A 19,020-nucleotide genomic window follows, 5' to 3' on the forward strand; every position below is an offset into this window, starting at 1 on the left:
GTTCGGTTTGAAACTTGTCAGACGTGCCACCCTTTGAGGCTAAACGATTTTACGGAAGCGAGTTTGGAATTGAGCACAATGAGCTCTGCACAGCGTGACCTGCTACCACTGGACGAAGCCCCGGACGAAACGGGAGCCGCTGCGCCCTTTGCGCTTAAGGAACAAGTAGCCCAGCGCCTGGCCGCCCACCGTGCCCGCCGCAACCAGCAATCGGGTTCCGCGGTCACTCCCATCGCGCAACCCGGCCCCGAAAAGTCCCGCTCCTCCCGCATCGCCGCCGCGGTCGCCGAGCGCTACGCCAACTCCCCCAGCTACCGCACCTTCCTCGCGGAGCAGGCCGAAGCCGCCATTCGCGAGGCCGAAGCCGCAGCCGAGATCGCCGCCCTCAGCGCCAAGGCCGTAGCCGATGCTCAATACCAACTCCTGGCCGATCTCGATCAATGGACCCTGACGCCCCCAACGCCTTCACCAGTCCCGGCGCCAAAACTCGCCTCTGCGGAACCCTCGGACGCCGAACCGCTCCCACTCAGTTCTCCCACCGGCGCCCAGACGACGGCCCCCGCACTCACCGTGAGACTCTACGAAGACGGAACTCGCGGCCGCCTTCCGGAACAGGTCTCTACCCCCAGCCGCCCGCTGATCTACGAGGCCTATGAAGCGTCGAACGAAGCTGAAACCCTGGCGCTTGACGAGGAGATCGCCTTCCGCCAGGCTCCTGTCTTCGAAGAGTCCGGCCCTCCCATCGAGATTCCGGCTAACCTTATCGAGTTTCCTCGTCAGCTGGTAGCCGCTCGTAAAGCCCGCCCGCGACTGGCGGAAGGTCCGCTCCGCGAAGATGCCGATCAGGTCCCCCACAATGTGCCGGCAGCGCAGCTCCGCATCTTCGAAGTTGAAGCGGCCCAGATCTCCACCTCCCCGGTCGTAGAATCCATCGCGCCCGAGTGGTCCTCCATCCTGCTCGCGGCCCACCCAGTCGCGGCCCCGGTGGAATCGGCTGAGGCGCCCTTCCAGCTCGAGCACCGACCCGAAGCCGCGCCTCTCAACCTGCGCCTCATGGCCGCTATCGTCGATGGCTGCATCATTACAGCCTCGTTCCTGTGCTTCGTCGCGGCCTTCGCCGTCACGGTTGGCAAGCTCTCAACCAATCCCGTGAGCTTCGCCCCTCATATTGTTCCGATGAGCCTGCAGACCGCCGCCATCGGTACAGCCGGGACTCTGGCCGCCCTTGCCTTGATCTACCAGCTTCTGTTCTTCACCTTCAGCGAAGCCACCCCTGGTATGCGCTATGCCCGCATCGGCCTCTGCACTCTTGCCGACGACAACCCAACCCGCTCTGCCATGCGCCGCCGCATCTTCGCGTCTGTCCTTGCGGCGTGTCCGCTGGGCATCGGCTTCCTCTGGGCATGGATGGATGAAGACGGCCTGGGCTGGCACGACCGTATCTCCCGCATGTATCAACGAAGCTATTAGAAGATTCTGTCCTGCCGGACGGGCCTCCTGCGCGGAGGGCGCCCACTTCGTGGGGCGTATATCTTGTTTGGGTGAATTGACTGCAGCGGTCCTCGCGATGCTCGGAAGGAAGATCATGCCGACCAACGGGAGGCCCTGCGCAGATCATCCTGCCCAGACAAGGTATACAAGTCACGAAGTGACCGCCTCCCGCGCAGGGAGCCCGTCCGGCAGGACATAATCTTCCTTAGAAGGTCGTACTCACCGTCAAGCGGAACGTCTTCCTGGGCTCGCGCAGGATGTAATCCGCTCCATAGAACTGCAGCGCCTGCTGATAACTGAACTGTCCAGCTCCATCGCTCGGGAAGTAGCTCTTGAAGGTATTCACGTTGTCCGGACCGGAGTTCGGCACCGCCAGCTGCTGCGGAACCGTCTTGTAAAGACGCAGCGGATTGTAAGCGTAGAAGATACGGAACGGCGCATTGACGACCGGCAGGATCACCTGCAGCTCGGCGCCGAGGGAGTCCCGCGGAACATAGTTTGTTCCCGGCACAATCGTTAGCAGGTTCGGGAACTTCACCGACTGGCCGCCAAAGCAGGCGCCGTTGACGATCGTCGGACATCCATACTGCGCGCCATCGATCAGCGACTGACCCGCGGTGCTCTGGCGCAACTGGCCATGCAGCGCGTCGAAGGTCATGCCGAAGTCGTTGAAGAACGCGAACGTGACCTGGTTCACAATCGGAATCCGGTACTCCAGGTTCGCGACGATCTGCGTATCGCCACCGATGGATACCATGCGGTAGATCGGCAGCGGAATCTGCACCGGACCCAGCGCCGGGTTCGTCGGATCGCGCGGAACCGAGGTCCCATCCGGGTTCGTCAGGATGTACTGAACTTTATTCGGAATGAACGTGTACGGACCGACCGACCGGATGTCGAACCCGCGAAGATCCGACTCGCCACCGCTATACAGACGATGCGTCGGCGGAGCAACCTCGCCGCCAAAGCCCGACGTATGAGCCAGCTGGATGCGATAACCCAGCACGTTGTGGCCCTCGTTGTTTACCCGCAGTCCCTTCATCGGGAAGAACTGACGATAGCTGGCAATCGGCGAGATGTACTTCACATTACCGCCCACCCCTGCCACCTGCATCGAAACGTTGAAGTCCTTGCCGTGATGCGGTCCAACCGCACGATCGAGGCTTGAGAAGGTAAAGCTCGGCGTCACAACCGAAGTAATGATGCCGCTCAACTGATTCTGTCCCGCGACACCGGACCGGAACGCGAGCGATTGAAATACATTGGTCGTGTTCTGATTGAACGTCGTAACCGAAGACCGCGACAACGAGTACGACAGACCGATACGCGTTACGCCGGTTCGTGAAAACAGATGTCGCAGCGGCTCGCTGGCCGAGACCGTCAACCCTGTCGTCGACTGGTTATAGTTCGTCAGCAGCGACTGTTGCGCCGTCGTCAGATTTCCCGCCGCCTGGCCGGTCGCCGACTGGCTCTTCGAAGGATTGAAGTCATACTTGCTGGCAAAGATCTGCGCGCCCAGCGAGATCGGCTTGTCCCGCAGATAAGGCTCGGTAAATCCAAGACTCAGATTGCGGGAAAGGTCGCCGATATTTGCCTGCACCGAGAGCGTCTCGCCCAGTCCCAGAAAGTTATTGGTCTCGTAGTTCAAACCAACAAAGGTGCCCGACAATCCGCTGATGCCGCCGTTCAGGCCGATCGAGTTCTTGCCCTTCTCCTTCAGCTTCAGCAGCAGATCGACCGTTCCGTCATCCGTATTCTGACGGCTCTCCGAGTCTTGCTCCGCCTTCAACGCCTCGAAGTAGTTCAGCTGATTCAACCGCAGAATCGAAAGATCCCAGAGCCTGCTGTTATAGACCTGCCCTTCTTCGAGCAACAGCTCGCGCCGAATCACCTTGTCGCGCGTAATCGTATTACCCGTAAACTCGATCCGCGAAACGTAAAACGCCTTGCCTTCATCGATATCGATATTCAGCTTGATTGTCTTATTCGCTTCATCGATCGTCGGTACCGGCGTTCCCACGAAGTTGATGAATCCCCCTTCGCCAAACGCCTTCCGCAGCTGATCCAAACCTTTGCCGAATAAGGTCGCGTTGAAGTACTCGCCATCTTTCTGCGCAAACTGCGCACGCAGAGCCTTGGTATTCGTGAAGTGGGTATTACCGGAAAAGGTGATGCCCGCCAGCTTGTAGCGTGCACCCTCTTCCACCGGCATCAGGATGTCGATCCGTTTGCCCTTGGACGGGTGAAGCGTAAACGGGTTGATGCCGCCCGCATCGCGGATGTGCGTCGTCGGCTCGCTGGTAAGAGCCTTGAAGTAGCCGCGGTCCCGGTAAGCCTGGCGCACGCGCTCGGTGTCTTCATCGAGCTTGCTCGCGTCGAAGGTGCGTGCAAACAGATTCTCCAGGATGATCGAATGCGGAATCCCGATCGGCCGAAGGTTCTTCATTGCGGCACGCAGGGTGCGATCGTTCAGGCTGTTGTTGCCCTGAAACGCGATCTTGCCCACCTTTACGGTCGGCCCTTCTTTAATGTTGAACGTAATCGCTACAGCCGCCGGCGGAATCGTCTTCACTTCGGTCCGGATCGTGGCGAACTGGTGCCCGTGCTCTGCCAGCAGATCCCTCAGCACAACCTCGGCCCGCTTGATCTTCGTCGGGTCGTACTGGCTCTCGACCGAAAGCGGAACCTTCGCCTTCTTGAACCGGTCCAGAATGTCCGACTGCGTCACCGCGCCGAGACCCTTGTAGTTGATCTCGCGAATCGTCGGCTTCTCTTTGACGTAAATGATCAACTGCACGCACTTCGGGCTGTCGACGCGCTCAATCCGCACATCGTCGAAGTAGCCGGTATTCCAAAGCGAGTTGAAGTCCCGCTCCACCACCAGCGGGTCGTACAGGTCGTTCTGCCGGCTGTACAGCCTGGCCAGCACCGACTCCTTGGGAATTCGTCGATTACCGATCACCTGAGGCTGGCACAGCGTCTCCACATTGCCCGATACCGATCCCACGGCCTGGGCCGAAAGCGACGGGGCCGAGAGCGACGAAGCGGCCAGCGCCGTAAACGCAATCATGTACGCGGCATAAGCGATGCGGGAGCGTCTGGAGCGCGTGCACACAGTCTTGGTCTTGCTTTTCAGGGAGCTTCCGCTCTCTCGATTCACGGTAAAGATACGCACACCCTCACTGCTCTAAAAATGACGCTCGCCAGCAAAGTCAGCGAAGTCCTGATTATATGGGAGCGGCCAGCGGTTAGCGAGTTCGCCCCGTGGTTCTGGCCGGACGAACCTCAATCCAACCAACGAATTCCAGCGTGATCGTTGGACGAATGCGCCCACCCAACGGCACCCGCCAGTGGAATTAACTCTCCAACTCCGCCGTAATTGTGAACTCCTGCGCCGACCCGTCCCACCGCACAGTCAGCACATTCGGCTGGCAGCAGACCTGGCAGTCCTCCACATACTGCTGCTTCGAGCCGCCCGACTCATCCACCGTCGTCTCCACCCACTCTCCACAACCCGCGCACTGAAAACCTGCTGCATGCATCGCCAACCTCACTGAGCCTTCGCCTCTCCTTTAAGATACTTGTCGAACCACCCCACCGACCGCGTCAGTTCATCCAACTGATGCTCCCGCTTGATAAAGCCATGCCCTTCTTCGGGGTAGTACACCGCATCCACCGTGCGTCCCTCCTTCTTCAAAATATCCACCACCTGCTCAGCCTCCTCCTTCGGCACGCGAATGTCCCGCTCCCCCTGCAGCACCAGCAGCGGAGCCTTCTCCTCCCGAATGTACTTCAGCGGGGACGAAGCCTCATACACCGCCTTGTCCGCCACGGGATCGCCCAGCAGCGACTTCTCATACTCCTGCAGCTGCGCATCCTCATGCGCCAGCATCGTGTACCAGTCCAGAATCCCGTACTCATCCACCGCCGCCGCCCACATCTCCGGATTCTTTCCGATCGCCATCAGCGTCATGAACCCGCCATACGAGCCGCCCCAGATCCCCACCTTCTTCGCGTCGACAAATCCCGTGGCCTTCAAGAAATCGACGCCGGCAATCTCATCCTTCAGATCCGCGCCGCCAAGGTCTTTGTAGTTCGCCTTCTGGAACTCCATCCCATAGCCCGTCGATCCGCGCACATTCGGCGCAATCACCACGTACCCGCGCGACACCAGCAGAATCGCCCGCGGACTGAAGCTGTCCAGCGTCTGTCCCGTAGGCCCGCCATGCGGCATCACCACCACTGGTGCGGTCCCATCCCGCTTCAAATTAAACGGCACCCATACCAGCGCCGAGATCATCTTCCCATCGAAGCTCTTATACGTCACAAGCTGCGACGAGGGCAGCGTAGCAGAAGTCAACACCGGGCTCTCGTTATGCGTCACCTGCGTCACAGTCCCGCCTGCGCTCAACAAATAAAGATTCGGCGCATGCGTCGAGTCCTGATGCGAAAACAGGTAGCTTCCATCTTCACGAAACGCAGTCGGGCCCGCACCCGGAGTGTTCAACCCGGCGGGCACTCCTCGATCGCTCGCCTTCAGCGTCTTTCCATCCACAAAGTTGATCGTCGCCCGTCCATCCGCATTCAGGATGTAGGTAAACGTGTCGCCCCTTGGCGAAAATCCTCCCGCATGCGCCTCCCACTGCGTATCCGTCACCCACCGCCTCTTCTTCGACGCCACATCGAGCAACGCAACATTCGCGTACCCGCCCTTCTCATTCGAAGTCATCAGCAGCGTCTTCCCATCCGGCGATACCTCGGACGCCAGCATCAACACCTTCCCCGTATGCGCGGTCAGATTCTCTGCCGCCCCGCTCTTGACCTCCACGCGATACACATCGGCATCCTCCGTCCCCACCTCCCGCACCGCGTACAGATACCGTCCGTCCGGGCTCCAGTCCACGCCACTCCACGAGGCCTTCGGATCCTTCTCGTGCGTCAACAACCGCGCCGTTCCCGCAGGCCACTCCATCACCGCAAGATTGGTCGAAGACTCCACCTTCTCCTTGCTGCCAAACGCCAACCACTTGCCGTCTTTGGAAAACAGAGGCCCACTCTCACTGGTCTTGTCGGTATTGGTCAGGTTCTTGGGCTCGCCGCCACCCACCGAAACAGCGTACAGGTCATACAGCTCATCGCCGCCCTTGTCCTGCTCAAACACAATCTCTTTGCCGTCTTTGGTGAACGCCGGACTCGACTGACGGTCATTGGACTTCAACAACTGCCGCGCACCCGTGCCATCCGCCTGCATCACCCAGAGATTCAGCCGCCCCGAAGCATTGCTGATGTATCCAATCTGCTTGCCATCCGGGGACCACGTAGAACCCGCCAGTCGCACCGTCTGCAACAACTCAGCCACCGGCATCGGAGAACCCCCAGCCGCACTCTCTGCCGAAATCACGCTCTTGGGATCCGTCGCCACCCTGTCACCCGGCCCCGAAGCAAATCCCGAAACCGAAGCCAGCAAAATCAACCCAGGCAACAAGCAGAAGCGTGTCATCGCGAACTCCATAACAAATCGAAGTGAACACCAGAGACCAACCGCGCCAGACTAGCACGCCTCTAGCTTCGACGTTTCGGGAAATCCGTCTGCTCTAACCCCAACGAGTGATCTTGAGGAGGCTCTAGAACCCGCAGCGCGACTTGAGTTTTAGACTCAGCTCAACCCGCCGTCGCACAACACGCTGCCAAACACGTCGCTATCCACATTCCCGCCACACAAGACTGTCCCCACGCGCTTTCCACCCTTCGGCCGGTCCATAAGCAGCGCCGCCAGCCCAATCGCGCCCGCACCCTCCGCAACGTTATGCGTGTCGACGAAGTAAGCGCGCATCGCCTCCTTCACCGCCTTGTCATCGACCATCAGAATCCGATCCATCCCCGCCTTCAAGATCTCCAGCGTCGTCTCGTCCGGCTTCCTGCAAGCGACGCCATCGGCGATCTCGGTGGTCGACTCATGCTCCCGCACATGCCCCGCCGCAAACGACAACGCATAGGCAGGTGCATGGGTCGACACCACACCCACCACCTTCGTCTTCAACCCCAGCGCATTCCGCGCCGCAATCGTCCCGCACACACCCGACCCCATCCCAATCGGCACATAGAACGTCTCAAGCTCCGGGCAAGCAGTAAACATCTCCCACGCATACGTCGACACGCCCGTTACCAGCCGCAGATCAAAGCTCGGCACGCGATGCCAGCCAAACTTCCCCTCCAGATAAGCCGCATGTTCGCTTGCCTCCTGAAAGTCGTTGCCAAACTCCACCAGCTCCGCACCCAGACACCGCATCGAACGGTTCTTCTCCGGGCTGTTTCCAAACGGCACCACGATCACCACCCGCAGTCCAAGCTGCTTGCCGGCAAACGCCATCGACTGACCATGATTCCCGCGCGTCGCCGACACCACCGTCTTCACCTCTGGCCGCTCATGCCGCAGCCAGTCCATATACACCAACCCGCCGCGAACCTTGAACGCGCCCACCGGCGTATGGTTCTCATGCTTCACCCAAACCTCAACCGCCCCGGCGATCTGCGAAGCCCGTTCATTCAGCAGCGGCCAGCTGTACTGTGGCGTAGCCGGCATCGTCTTGTAGATCAACTCGGCCGCAGCCTTAATCTCATCTAGCCCCGGCAGTACCTTCACATCACCTAACGTCATCGTGCCCTTTCCTTACCTCAACCAAAGTCGAATAAAACGTTGCGCCGCCACCAATATCGGTCAGCGTCTCCGACGTCAGCGCATTCACGTTGGCGCGGTTCCCCGAGAGATCGTTGCCCAGCTTACTCCAATCCAGCCGCGCCGCCACCACGCCCGCCGACACCTGCGCGTTCACCAGCGCCCTCAGCGTAATGCTGCCGCGCCCGTTGAACACCTCCACCGCATCGCCAGTCGCAATCTGTCGCGCCGCCGCATCGGTCGCGTGCATCTCCAGTACGCCCGCCGTGCGCTTCTCCATCCGCTGATGCAGAGGAATATTCGCAAACGTCGAGTTCATATAGTTATCCGCCTTCCTCGGCAGAAACTCCAGCGGATACGGCCCCTTCGCAGCGTTCGCGCGAGACTCCGTAGGCGCAGCAAACACCGGCACCGGTAACAACTCACCCCGCCCACTCGCTGTCTTGAACCACACCGCCGTGCTGAACGGCAACACGTCGCCCTTCGCATCAACAGGAAGCCGAAGCGCAACATGCCCCTCCCGCTCCAACCGCTCCCGCGTAATCCCGGCAAACCACGGATGCTCCGTCTCGAGCGCCTGATCGATCAACTCGTCCTCGCGATCGTCAAAGCACGCCTCTTCAAATCCCATGCGCCGCCCCAACTCACCAAACATCGCGACGTTGCTCCGCGCCTCGCCCAGCGGCGCAATCGCCCGCTCGCTCACCTGCGCAAACAGATGCCCATACGCACCCTGCACATCCTTCACCTCAAGAAACGTCGGCGCCGGCAGCAGCACATCCGCATAGTCCGCCGTGTCAGTAAAGAACTGCTCATGCACCACCGTAAACAGATCGTCACGCCTCATGCCGCGCAGCACATCGTTCTGGTTCGGAGCCACCGCCGCCGGATTCGAGTTATACACAAACAGCGCCTTCACGCGCGGCCCAGTTTGAGCCCCAGCCTTCGCATCGTTCCCAAGCGTAGTCAACGCCTGACCAAGCTGGCTCATATTCACGACACGCGCCGGCCGTCCCAACGGACTCGCCAGCATCAACTCCGGCATCTGCAGCGCCCTCTCGTTGAACGGAAATGAACCCGACGTAGAGAGCAGCAATCCGCCGCCTTTGTACTTCCACGCACCGGTTAACAACGGCAGCATACAAACCGCCCGCGCCGCCGTCCCGCCATTCTCACTCCGCTGAATCCCGTAGTTCAACCGAATCACCGCCGGCCCGGCGACGTTTGAGCCCTCAGCGTTATTCCCTGCGTCCGCACGCCCCGCCGCAGCATAAGCCCGAGCCAGCCGCACAATCGCCCCCGCATCGATCCCCGTAGCCTTCGCCACACTCTCCGGCGAGTACTCCGGCTTCAGTGCATGCGCCCGCAGCTCCTCAAATCCGTTCGTGCACGCATCCACATACTCGCGATCCTCCAGCCCCATGCTCAGAATCACGTGCATCAACCCCAACGCCAGCGCCGTATCGGTCCCGGGATTAATCGCCAGATGCTCATCCGCCAGCGCCGCCGTCCGCGTCCTGTACGGATCGATCACCACCAGCCGCGCCCCTTTGCGCCGTGCCTCTTCAATAAACGGCCACAGGTGCACATTGTTCCCATGAATATTCGCACCCCAGGCAATCACCAGCCCGGCATGCGCGAAGTCCTGCGGAACCGTCCCCAGCTTCACTCCATACACAGCCTTCAGCGCCGTCCCACCCGCCTCCGCGCAGATCGTCCGCGCCAACTGCGAAGCCCCAAGTCGATGAAAGAATCTCCGATCCATCGACCCATACCCAAGCTGCCCAATCGTCCCCGCATAGCTGTAAGGCAGCACACTCTCCGGCCCAAACTCCGCCGCAATCTTCGTCAGCTTCGCGGCAATCTCGTCCAGCGCCTCATCCCAGGAGACCCGCTCAAACGCATCCGCCTCACGCCCCTGCGGCAGCGACCCCTTCGCCACGCCCTTTCGCCGACGCATCGGATACAACAGCCTGTCCGGCGAATAAACGCGGTCCAGATACTTCGCCACCTTGCCGCACAAAAACCCGCGCGTCACCGGATGCGAGGGATCACCCTGCACCTTCACCGCCCGGCCCGTCAGCTCATCCACCGTCACCAGCACGCCGCACGAATCCGGGCAGTCATGCGAACAAACCGCATGAACAACCTTCATCGCGCTGGAAGGCGCGGTCGTTTCCAGAGGATTTGCAGCCATTCCACTATTTTAGTCTCAATAGCCTGCTACCCTGCGCAATCACCGTTGTATGCTGCTCCCAACACCGCAGCCCAGCGACAAACCCATGCCCCGCCATCACCTCTCCTCCCCAGCCCGTCTCGAAGCCTTCTCCGACGGAGTCATCGCCGTCATCATCACCATCATGGTGCTCGAGCTCAAGGTCCCCCGCCAGGAGGGCGTCGCCGGACTCTACTCCGTTCTCCCCACCCTCGCCATCTACGCCATCTCCTTCGCCTTCACCGGCATTTACTGGATCAACCACCACCACCTCGTTCACCGCACCGAAGAAGCCGACGAGCTCGTCCTCTATGCCAACCTCTTCTTCCTCTTCTGGCTCTCGCTCCTGCCCTTCTTCACCTCTTACGTCCTCGAGAAAAAACTCGACTCCTTCTCCGTCTTCCTCTACATCGCCTCGATGATCTTTACCGGGTTCAGCTTCCTTCTGCTGCGCCTCTCCATCGCCCGCCGACTCCGCATCGCCAACAAGCTCGAAGCGGAGGACACCTCCGTCCAGCGCAAAAACCAGCTCTCCCTCTTCGTCTATCTTGTCGCCTTATTCCTTGCCTTCTCCCACCCTCACCTGGCCCTCGGCCTCTGCGCCTTCGTCACGATCATCTGGATCACCCCCACCGTAGGCGTCAAGCCAACCGAAGACCTCGACAACACCCACTTCAACCGCGATTAGCCTCCGCTACAAAGCCGGCTCGCGAAGCATCTCCGCATCCACCGTCTTGGCAGTTCGCCGTTCGAAGCGATCCCGAAGCACCATAAACGGGCGCTCCACCAACCCGTACAACACCCCGGCCCCCAGCAGACATGTCACCGCATAGACCACTACGGTCTTCGCATCCCGAGCCTCAGTAAGCGAGATCAGGTACCTCCGATCCAGATGCGCGACCTCTTTATGTGTGAGATAAAGACTGAACGCAAGCGTAGCCAGCAGCCGCGACCCAGGCACTCTAAACCGACTCAGCCATCCATCGCTGCTTACGCTCGAAACCACCAGCAACCCCAGCCCGGCTGCAAGCAGCGGGTACCCAATCACCGTCCCCCATGCCGCAGCCTTCGTCGCATCGCCCATCCCATCGCTTCGGAACATCCAGCAAACGGCGCCCGTAAAGGCGATCCCTACAACCAACGCCGCGTGCCCTCTGCGGGCCAGCCACGACCACCCTGCAGGCCGGAAGATCCGTACCAGCGCCAGCGTCACCCCCACCACCAGCCCATCAAGCCGCGAGTACGTTGGATAGTAGAGATACCTGTAGTAAAACGTTCCGAAGTCATCCGGCACCACGCGTCCACTCCATCCCGACGGCGCAATCAGAGGCAACAACTTGTAGCCGCGAAAGCAGATCCCAAACAAAACGACGCCGCCGATCAACAATGCCGTCTTCCGCAAAGATGGCCTCCGCATCACCCAGATCACCAGCAGCGGAAGCACCAGATAAAAATGCTCCTCCACACACAGCGACCAGACATGCGAAAAAGCATGCTGACTAAAATCGACGAAAAACAAATTGACGGTAAACGTCAAAAACTGCCACAGCGGCGGCAATACCGAAGACTCCCGCCACCCGGGAAACACAAGATAGATCCACAAAACAACAACATAGGCCGGAAGAATCCGATACGCTCTGCGCCGATAAAAACTCCAGATCGAAGGTCTATCCCCAGACGCGTACGGCTTCAGCAACTGCAGGCCGATCAGATATCCGCTCAGCACAAAGAACAGATCGACCCCCATCCAGCCAAACTGCGCAACCACCGCCATGCTCTCGGGAAGAAATGGTTTCAGGTGATACAACATCACAGCCACAATCGCGACCGCCCGCAACGTGTCCAGCCCCGGCAATCGCCCTGAGTTCGATCGTGTCATTAACATCCTTGTCAAAACAATAACCGGCAACTCCTCTTCTCTCCGAAGACAGATCGAAGACTATCCGGTGGGTGCTCAGACAGTTACTGTAGAAGATCCGGGAAACCAAATCTTCCACCGACATGGTCTACTATCAATCCAAACTTGACACGGCATTCTATGAAGCAACCACACGAAGCAACGCTAAACCAGACAGCTCCCCCTTCGAGGTCTCCCATGCCACTGCGTTCCTCTCTCCGCCTTGCTGCCGTCTTATTCGTTCTCCTCGCACCGCTCACCCTCACCGCGCAAAACCCGGATCGTCTCCACACCGCCTCCCGCCAGGAGCTCGACGTCATCAAGGTCCTCCTCGCCCAGGAGGCAGCCTGGAACCGGGGCGACCTCCCCGCCTTCGCCAACGGCTACAAAGACTCCCCCGACACCCTCTTCATCACTCACCAGATCTCCCGCGGCTACGCCGGCCTCCTCGACCAGTACAAGCGCGACTACCCCACCCGAGCCGCCATGGGCACCCTCTCCTTCTCCGAGCTTGAGGTCCACCCCCTCGACGAAAACTACGCCGTCTGCATCGGCAAGTACCACCTCGAGCGAGGCAAGAAAGACGGCGGCAACGCCGGAGGCATCTTCTCCCTCATCTTCGAAAAAACCACCGACGGCTGGAAGATCATCATCGACCACACCACGTAGTGCAATCGTTCGACCTCATCGCCCTCTCCTACTCCAACTTGAGATCCGTCATCTCGACTCTCCTGCTTGAAAGCCGTTATCTCGACCGAAGCGGCGGACAGCTTCATCGTCCGCCGCGCACTGGAGAGACCCCCGCATTTGCCTTGCTCCGCTGTGCTTCTCCTTTGGTGTCATTTTGAGCGAAACAAAGAACTCCCCGCGTCCCATCTCTCTACCTCCGATCGAAGGCCGACAGTACGAGACCCGCTAAGCCTCCCCACTCAACTCCGCGATCAATCCCTCCAGCCCAGCCCGCACCTTCGCACTCATCCCCTCAAACAAGAACCCCGCCCCCCGCGTCCTCACCATCCTGCTGGTCCCTTCACACCGCAGCACCCGCTCATGCGCCCGAAAGATAATCTCAACCGGCGTACCCGGGGCCAGCCGCAGCCGAGCCTCCGTCTCGATGTAGCACCCACCCTGGCTCACATCCAGCACCCGCCCGCGAAACAGCATCGTCCCATCCTTCACCATCACCTCGGCCCATGCATCCACGGCGTAGCGCGTATGCTCCCGCCGCTCGACGACCCCCTCCAACGCCACACTCCGCCGCTCCTCCTTGCCCTCAAACTGGCCCTCAATCTCGTCCACGCCCGCCTCCCAGAGATCTCGCTCATCCCGCAAAGCGAGGACGGCTGATCCAGTCATCGGCGCAAATCGCAAAAACATTACAGCTTCGAAGCTTCCTGCGTCCACTGCTTTCAACCCACCACCCACCCATCAAACCCGCTCCGCAAAATCACCCACACCCGGCAATCCAACCCCAACCATCCGCCGTACCTCTTACTAGCGTGTGGCTGTGCAAGTCGAGCCCAGCGGAGGCACCGATGAAATGCACAAAATGCCATCACGGCAAGCTCTCGCGGACCAAGCGCATCGGACTCCTCGAGGACAACCTTCTCCCCCTCTTCGGCTACTTCCCCTGGATTTGTTCCACCTGCAAGCAGCGAGTCCTTCTCAAAAATCGGGGCGAACGCAGACGCGTCAGCCGTGACGAAGATCCGACTCCATCCGCCCATCCACAAAAAAACGGCCTCCACCAGGTACAGTGAAGGCCGTTCAATCTCAACTCTGAAACTCTCAGATCTGAAGACTCTCAGACCGTCATAATCTCTTTTTCCTTGGCCTTGAAGAGATCCTCCACCCGCTTGATCTCCGCATCGGTCAACTGCTGAACCTCTTCGTTCGCGCGCTTCTCGTCATCGGCCGAGATCAGCTTGTCCTTCGCCGCCTTCTTGATCTGGTCGTTCCCATCGCGCCGGATATTCCGGATCGCGGTCTTATGGTCCTCCAACGTCTTGTTCAGCTGCTTCACCACATCTTTTCGCCGCTCCTCGGTCATCGGCGGCACCGGCACCCGAATCACCTTCCCATCGGTCATCGGATTCAGTCCCGTCCCCGACGTGCGAATCGCCTTCTCGATCGCCGACACCATCCCCCCGTCATAAGGCTGTACCAGAATCAGCGTCGGCTCTGGCGTCGACACCTGCCCCATCTGGGCCACCGGCGTATCCGTGCCGTAGTAATCCACCTTGATCTGGTCGAGCATATGTACATTCGCCCGCCCCGTCCGCGCCGACAGCAGATGTCCACGGAAGTCTTCCACCGTGCTCTCCATCTTCGTCTTCAGCTGCTGATGCGTGCCCTTCAACGCCTCGATCCCTGCCATTGCCGATGCCATACGTTCTCCTCCACTGCCATCCGATATTTTACAGAGACGCAACCAACCATGCGAGGCGAGCTGCGAAAACCTAATGACAGTGTCCTGCCGGACGGGCCTCCTGCGCGGAGGGCGGTCACTTCGTGACGCGTATACCGGTCTTGACAGGATGATAAGCATAGGGCCTCCCGCTGGTCGGCGCGATCTTCCCCTCCGAGCATCGCGAGGACCCAGGCAATTCAATTCACCCAAACAAGGTACACAAGTCACGAAGTGACCGCCCCACGCGCAGTGGGCCCGTCCGGCAGGACACAGGTTTCTGCGGTCGATCCCCAAACAACGCGTACGCCAACAGCGTAATCAGCAACGCCGCCTGATCCGGGCTGATCTACCGCTATCTACTGCGCCGCCCCAACCTCCACAATCATGAAGCTCCCCGGCTTTGCCTTCGGACGCCCAGAAGCCGCTCCAGGCTTGACCTCTTCAAACTCCATCGTCGGCAGATAGATCTTGTTGGTCGTTGGATCGATCCCCAGCGTCTTCGCTCCATAGGGAGTCTTGACGATCTGCTCAACCTCAAATTTCCCCGATCGCTCGCCAGTAACTACAAGGGAACCATCGCGACAGCTTGCGAATCCCTGCCCCGCCTCGAACACAGTCGCATCGACGCCCGCTCCGATTGGCAGATCGGAGAGGACCTTGCCGTCTTCCGTGCTCATGACGATCATCTTCTGGGGCTTGCGGCAGCCGATAAACAAGCGGTGCGTCTTCTTGTCCAACGCCATCCCCACGGGGTGGCCGCCGGGCGTAACCGGCCAGCGTGCAACTACCTTCTTTGCCTCAAGATCGACCTCCGCGACTACGTCCTTGTCCTCCAGGTTGATGTAGACCTTTCCGGTTCCATCCGAGGCGAGAAACTCCGGCGCCCCGCCCAGCTCCAGCGGCGGATCGATCTTGCCGCTCTTCGGATCGATATCCGGTTTGAACGACATCAGCACGCCCTTGTCTCCCGAGACAGCCAGAATGCGGTCGAGTGCAGCGTCGTAAATAATGCCGTCCGAATCGGGCACCGTTGCCAGCGTGCCAAGCACGGCATACGTCTTCAGATCGAAGATAACGATAGCACCCTCTCCGCCGCCATCCGTGATGAAGCCGCGCCCCAGCGACGGGACGATCGCCACGCCATGCGCAACCTTCTGCCCCGGAATATCTCCCAGTACCTTCCCTGAGCCGGCGTCGATCACCATCGTGTGGGTCCCGCGCGGGACAAACAAGCGGTGTGTCTCGGGATCGACCGTCAGATAGTCCATTGCGCCTTCTCCGCCAATGTGCCATGTTTTGGTCACCTCCCACTTTGTCTGCGCCATAGCGGGCAGAAAACCGGCGATCAACAGCACCGCCAGTGACATTACAACCATTCGCATCGTTCGCATTGATATCTCCTGGCTGGATCCGATGCACCCAATCAACAGCCAAAGTGCATTCGATCGACAGCAGAAGCAAGGTAGCATTGAATGCTTAATTTTCGCTGAATGCGCGAGGCGAGCCGCAGAAACCTATGTCCTGCCGGACGGGGCTTACTGCGCGTGGGCCCCGTCCGGCAGGACACAGGTTTTTACGGTCGATCACCAAACAACGCGTACGCCAAACAGCGTAATCAGCAACGCCGCCTGATCCGGGCTGATGATAAAACGTCACCATTCGTCCAGACTACATTCGTCCAGACTAAAGGAGCACTAAGTTCGGTGTCGATCTCCCCCAGTCTCGCGAGATCAGAACCACCCTACTCCCTTCAGCCTGAAAAGGCTTAGGAGTCCGCTTCCGGATCCACTGGTCCCATCCCCAACCCACGCCCCGCCTTCTTCTTCTTTACCGGAAAAGCCTTCGCCGCCGCCGGCGGAGCCATCGTCTCCTTCACCAGCGCCTCAATCCCGCGCCAGTACTTCAAATCCGCCGGCCGCGCGCTCGGCACCGCCTGCCGCATCCGGCAGTACCACAGCGACCACTCCAGCTCCTTCGAGCTCTTGTTCTTGATCGCAGCTTCAATCCGCGTCACTTCAGAAAATGGCGGCATATAAGATCACTGAACTAAGCGCGAGCCCGTTGAGGGGTGCATTTGCACGTTTCCGCCCTGTTCCAACTTCGAATAAGCAGAGCTAAGAATCTCCAACACTTCACTCTTAAGTGAAGGATAATCTTCATACTTGTCTTTGATTAGTTCAAGGCAATCGATAGCTTTAGCGTATTCACCTAGATCGTAAAAGGCAGAGCCGGTATTCCTAATTGCTGCGTCGAGAAAAATGGGATGAACCTCTTTGCCTCGAGAGATTACGTCGCCATAGTTCTTGATTGCTTCTCCGTAGAGTCTTTTTTTGTACTTACAGTCGCCCAACTTGAGGGTTGCTTCTGCCCATCCAGGATCTTCGACCGGGACCTTTTCTAGAACTGGAATCGCTTCGTCGCATTTCCCAGTCTCTGCAAGCAAAATCCCGGAAAGCGTACTCAAATTCATTGCAACAGTCGAATTTCTTGAGTCTTTATCATCCTCAATTGATTTGAGCGCGTTCCGTGAAAGATCCAGAGCAACTTGTAAATATTCGTCAGCACGCATAATCCGGGCGTACTCATACTCATAACCAATTTGATCTACGGATCCAAGTTGGTTCTTCTGAATCGTACCGATCCTGTTTCGTGCTTCGCTCTTCTCTCCCATATCAGTCAGACATGAAGTTTGAAAAAGGCGCAGCAGCGCAATGTCGGATGGATGCTCTGACAAAGACTCCAAAAGCTCAAATTCAGCTAGAGCTGCCGAATAGTCCCCGGATTCCATCTTTCGCACTGCGGCTTCGAATCGCTCAAGGAGTCCCTGAGTTTCCATACTTTGATCTCCCAAAAATGTTAGCTACTCTGCTCGAACACTGACTGACTAAACAGCCTTCATCCCGCGCAGCCTCCTGCAAGCCTCCATCAGATCCCTATCCTTCTTCGCAAAACAAAACCGCAGCAGATCCTCACCCCTCCCCGGCCTGAAGAAAGCCGCCCCCGCCACCGAAGCCACTCCCGTCTTCGCCAACAACGCCCGCGCCTTCTCCGCCGCCGTAGCCCCCGGCAGCCCAGCCGCCGAAGCCAGCACGTAATAGGCACCGTCCGGCACATGGGGCGTCATGTGAGCCTCCCGCAGCGCCTGCACAATCATCGTCCGCTTCACCTCATGCTCCATCGCCAGCCCGCTGTAAAAATCCTCACCCAGCTGCTCCACCCCATCCGCCACCCCCTGCTGCATCGGAGCAGGCGCACACACATACGTCAGATCATGAAAGTACCCAATCGACCCCAGCCACCTGGCATCCGCGATCAGATACCCCACCCTCCACCCGGTCACCGAAAACGTCTTCGAAAACCCCGACATCAAAATCGTCCGCTCCCGCATCCCCGGAATCGACGCCATACTAAGATGCGTAGCTCCTCCATAAACAAAGTGCTCATAGATCTCATCCGTAAACACGAACAGATCGAACTCCTCTGCAATCTTTGCCAGCCCCTCCAGCTCAAAGCGCGTAAACACCTTCCCCGCCGGATTCGAAGGCGTATTAATCACCATGCCCCGAGTCTTCGGCGTAATTGCTGACCGCACCGCCGCCAGATCCAGCCCCCAGTCTGGCGCAGTCAACGCCACTGCCACCGCCGCCACCCGCATCGAGCTCAGCGTATTCACGTGATACCCATAGAACGGCTCAAACACCAGCACCTCATCACCAGGATTCAGCAGCGCCATCGCCGCCGCCTGAAACGCCCCCGTCACCCCACTGGTGACCAGCACCTCACGCTCCGGATCAACCACAATCCCCAGCGTCCGTTCCACCTTCCCCGCAATCGCCTTCCGCAACCGTGGAATCCCATCCAGCCGCGTATAGATATTCAACCCATCGCGAATCGCACGAATCGCCCCTTCGACCACCACCTCCGGCACCTCCGTGTCGCACACTCCCTGCGCCAGATTCACTCCACCCATCGCATCGCACGCCACACTCATCGCGCGAATCTCCGACTGCACCAGCCGCGGAGCCAGTTCACTCAGCCCCAACCTTGCCGAAACCTCAACCTGTCCCATAGCCCGATCCCCCTTTTGAGCCCATAGCCCAGAGTGAAATCATCTTACGTCCAACCGCCAACAAGCAATCCAATCCCGACCAGCGGGAGGACCACGGAAGGTCAATCTCACGCAAGGAGAAAATTGCATAGATCTCGCGGCTGGGGAGTCACACTGCACTTTGACCTTCCAAATCACTGCTGGAACCGGCCGTTTCAAGGATGCTTCCGGGACTCTTACGTTGAACGAGAGGGTAGTGCCAGTGTTGGCCGATGCCCTTAAC

The 19,020-nt window shown here is 59.3% G+C and carries 16 protein-coding genes; 4 read left to right on the top strand and 12 right to left on the bottom strand.

Annotated elements, in window-relative coordinates; all coding sequences use genetic code 11:
* Positions 1-78: 78 nt before the first annotated feature.
* Positions 79-1,470 (top strand): RDD family protein, encoded by a 1,392-nt coding sequence (locus HDF12_RS00805; RefSeq protein WP_179580450.1) that lies wholly within the window; start codon positions 79-81, stop codon positions 1,468-1,470.
* Positions 1,471-1,696: 226 nt separating this feature from the next.
* Here HDF12_RS00805 and bamA read toward each other — a convergent pair whose 3' ends face one another.
* The 5 genes from bamA to HDF12_RS00830 form a co-directional block, all read right to left on the bottom strand.
* Positions 1,697-4,666 carry an outer membrane protein assembly factor BamA gene (gene bamA / locus HDF12_RS00810; RefSeq protein WP_179580452.1) on the bottom strand — a complete coding sequence of 990 codons (2,970 nt, stop codon included), beginning with the start codon at positions 4,664-4,666 and terminating at the stop codon, positions 1,697-1,699.
* 181 nt (positions 4,667-4,847) lie between these two features.
* Entirely contained in the window at positions 4,848-5,033 is a 186-nt protein-coding gene (locus HDF12_RS00815) for a CPXCG motif-containing cysteine-rich protein (protein WP_179580454.1), read from the bottom strand.
* A gap of 8 nt (positions 5,034-5,041) precedes the next feature.
* Positions 5,042-6,991, bottom strand: coding sequence for a S9 family peptidase (locus HDF12_RS00820; RefSeq protein ID WP_179580456.1), 1,950 nt, complete (start codon positions 6,989-6,991; stop codon positions 5,042-5,044).
* Positions 6,992-7,147: 156 nt separating this feature from the next.
* A complete protein-coding gene (locus HDF12_RS00825) occupies positions 7,148-8,149 on the bottom strand; it encodes a threonine dehydratase (RefSeq protein ID WP_179580458.1) in 1,002 nt (333 codons plus the stop codon).
* Complete coding sequence (locus HDF12_RS00830) at positions 8,136-10,364, bottom strand: molybdopterin-containing oxidoreductase family protein (protein WP_179580460.1); 2,229 nt, start codon at positions 10,362-10,364, stop codon at positions 8,136-8,138. The genes HDF12_RS00825 and HDF12_RS00830 overlap by 14 nt, the downstream gene beginning before the upstream one ends.
* An 85-nt stretch (positions 10,365-10,449) precedes the next feature.
* Here HDF12_RS00830 and HDF12_RS00835 point away from each other — a divergent pair, with 85 nt between their 5' ends.
* Positions 10,450-11,070, top strand: coding sequence for a TMEM175 family protein (locus HDF12_RS00835; protein ID WP_179580461.1), 621 nt, complete (start codon positions 10,450-10,452; stop codon positions 11,068-11,070).
* Positions 11,071-11,076: 6 nt separating this feature from the next.
* Here the strand turns inward: HDF12_RS00835 and HDF12_RS00840 are convergent, their stop codons facing one another.
* The gene (locus HDF12_RS00840) at positions 11,077-12,261 is read right to left on the bottom strand and encodes an acyltransferase family protein (protein WP_257025288.1); all 1,185 of its coding nucleotides are present in this window, start codon (positions 12,259-12,261) and stop codon (positions 11,077-11,079) included.
* Positions 12,262-12,477: 216 nt separating this feature from the next.
* On the opposite strand from HDF12_RS00840, the gene HDF12_RS00845 reads away from it, so the two are divergent.
* Positions 12,478-12,948: a YybH family protein gene (locus tag HDF12_RS00845; RefSeq protein ID WP_179580463.1), complete on the top strand. Its 471-nt coding sequence runs from the start codon at positions 12,478-12,480 to the stop codon at positions 12,946-12,948.
* A gap of 246 nt (positions 12,949-13,194) precedes the next feature.
* Here the strand turns inward: HDF12_RS00845 and HDF12_RS00850 are convergent, their stop codons facing one another.
* Positions 13,195-13,656 (bottom strand): PilZ domain-containing protein, encoded by a 462-nt coding sequence (locus HDF12_RS00850; RefSeq protein WP_179580465.1) that lies wholly within the window; start codon positions 13,654-13,656, stop codon positions 13,195-13,197.
* Between the two features lie 158 nt (positions 13,657-13,814).
* Between HDF12_RS00850 and HDF12_RS00855 the strand changes: the two genes are divergently transcribed.
* Entirely contained in the window at positions 13,815-14,039 is a 225-nt protein-coding gene (locus HDF12_RS00855) for a hypothetical protein (protein ID WP_179580467.1), read from the top strand.
* 44 nt (positions 14,040-14,083) lie between these two features.
* On the opposite strand, the gene frr is transcribed toward HDF12_RS00855, so the two are convergent.
* The 5 genes from frr to HDF12_RS00880 form a co-directional block, all read right to left on the bottom strand.
* Positions 14,084-14,668: a ribosome recycling factor gene (frr, locus tag HDF12_RS00860; RefSeq protein WP_179580469.1), complete on the bottom strand. Its 585-nt coding sequence runs from the start codon at positions 14,666-14,668 to the stop codon at positions 14,084-14,086.
* A gap of 377 nt (positions 14,669-15,045) precedes the next feature.
* On the bottom strand, positions 15,046-16,080 hold the full coding sequence (locus tag HDF12_RS00865; RefSeq protein ID WP_179580471.1) for a beta-propeller fold lactonase family protein: 1,035 nt from the start codon (positions 16,078-16,080) through the stop codon (positions 15,046-15,048).
* A 374-nt stretch (positions 16,081-16,454) separates the two neighbouring features.
* On the bottom strand, positions 16,455-16,721 hold the full coding sequence (locus tag HDF12_RS00870) for a hypothetical protein (RefSeq protein WP_179580473.1): 267 nt from the start codon (positions 16,719-16,721) through the stop codon (positions 16,455-16,457).
* A 6-nt stretch (positions 16,722-16,727) separates the two neighbouring features.
* A complete protein-coding gene (locus HDF12_RS00875; protein ID WP_179580475.1) occupies positions 16,728-17,525 on the bottom strand; it encodes a tetratricopeptide repeat protein in 798 nt (265 codons plus the stop codon).
* A gap of 48 nt (positions 17,526-17,573) precedes the next feature.
* Complete coding sequence (locus HDF12_RS00880) at positions 17,574-18,758, bottom strand: pyridoxal phosphate-dependent aminotransferase (RefSeq protein ID WP_179580477.1); 1,185 nt, start codon at positions 18,756-18,758, stop codon at positions 17,574-17,576.
* Between the last annotated feature and the right edge of the window lie 262 nt (positions 18,759-19,020).

Origin of the sequence: Tunturiibacter gelidiferens, from assembly GCF_013410115.1 — a bacterium.
Taxonomy (GTDB): domain Bacteria; phylum Acidobacteriota; class Terriglobia; order Terriglobales; family Acidobacteriaceae; genus Edaphobacter; species Edaphobacter gelidiferens.

Bases quoted from the DNA above. Each gene is read 5' to 3' on its own strand.
- HDF12_RS00805 (WP_179580450.1), top strand. From the start codon at position 79: ATGAGCTCTGCACAGCGTGACCTGCTACCACTGGACGAAGCCCCGGAC.
- HDF12_RS00815 (WP_179580454.1), bottom strand. From the start codon at position 5,033: ATGCATGCAGCAGGTTTTCAGTGCGCGGGTTGTGGAGAGTGGGTGGAG.
- HDF12_RS00820 (WP_179580456.1), bottom strand. From the start codon at position 6,991: ATGACACGCTTCTGCTTGTTGCCTGGGTTGATTTTGCTGGCTTCGGTT.
- HDF12_RS00825 (WP_179580458.1), bottom strand. From the start codon at position 8,149: ATGACGTTAGGTGATGTGAAGGTACTGCCGGGGCTAGATGAGATTAAG.
- HDF12_RS00830 (WP_179580460.1), bottom strand. From the start codon at position 10,364: ATGGCTGCAAATCCTCTGGAAACGACCGCGCCTTCCAGCGCGATGAAG.
- HDF12_RS00835 (WP_179580461.1), top strand. From the start codon at position 10,450: ATGCCCCGCCATCACCTCTCCTCCCCAGCCCGTCTCGAAGCCTTCTCC.
- HDF12_RS00840 (WP_257025288.1), bottom strand. From the start codon at position 12,261: ATGACACGATCGAACTCAGGGCGATTGCCGGGGCTGGACACGTTGCGG.
- HDF12_RS00845 (WP_179580463.1), top strand. From the start codon at position 12,478: ATGCCACTGCGTTCCTCTCTCCGCCTTGCTGCCGTCTTATTCGTTCTC.
- HDF12_RS00850 (WP_179580465.1), bottom strand. From the start codon at position 13,656: ATGTTTTTGCGATTTGCGCCGATGACTGGATCAGCCGTCCTCGCTTTG.
- HDF12_RS00855 (WP_179580467.1), top strand. From the start codon at position 13,815: ATGAAATGCACAAAATGCCATCACGGCAAGCTCTCGCGGACCAAGCGC.
- frr (WP_179580469.1), bottom strand. From the start codon at position 14,668: ATGGCATCGGCAATGGCAGGGATCGAGGCGTTGAAGGGCACGCATCAG.
- HDF12_RS00865 (WP_179580471.1), bottom strand. From the start codon at position 16,080: ATGCGAACGATGCGAATGGTTGTAATGTCACTGGCGGTGCTGTTGATC.
- HDF12_RS00870 (WP_179580473.1), bottom strand. From the start codon at position 16,721: ATGCCGCCATTTTCTGAAGTGACGCGGATTGAAGCTGCGATCAAGAAC.
- HDF12_RS00875 (WP_179580475.1), bottom strand. From the start codon at position 17,525: ATGGAAACTCAGGGACTCCTTGAGCGATTCGAAGCCGCAGTGCGAAAG.
- HDF12_RS00880 (WP_179580477.1), bottom strand. From the start codon at position 18,758: ATGGGACAGGTTGAGGTTTCGGCAAGGTTGGGGCTGAGTGAACTGGCT.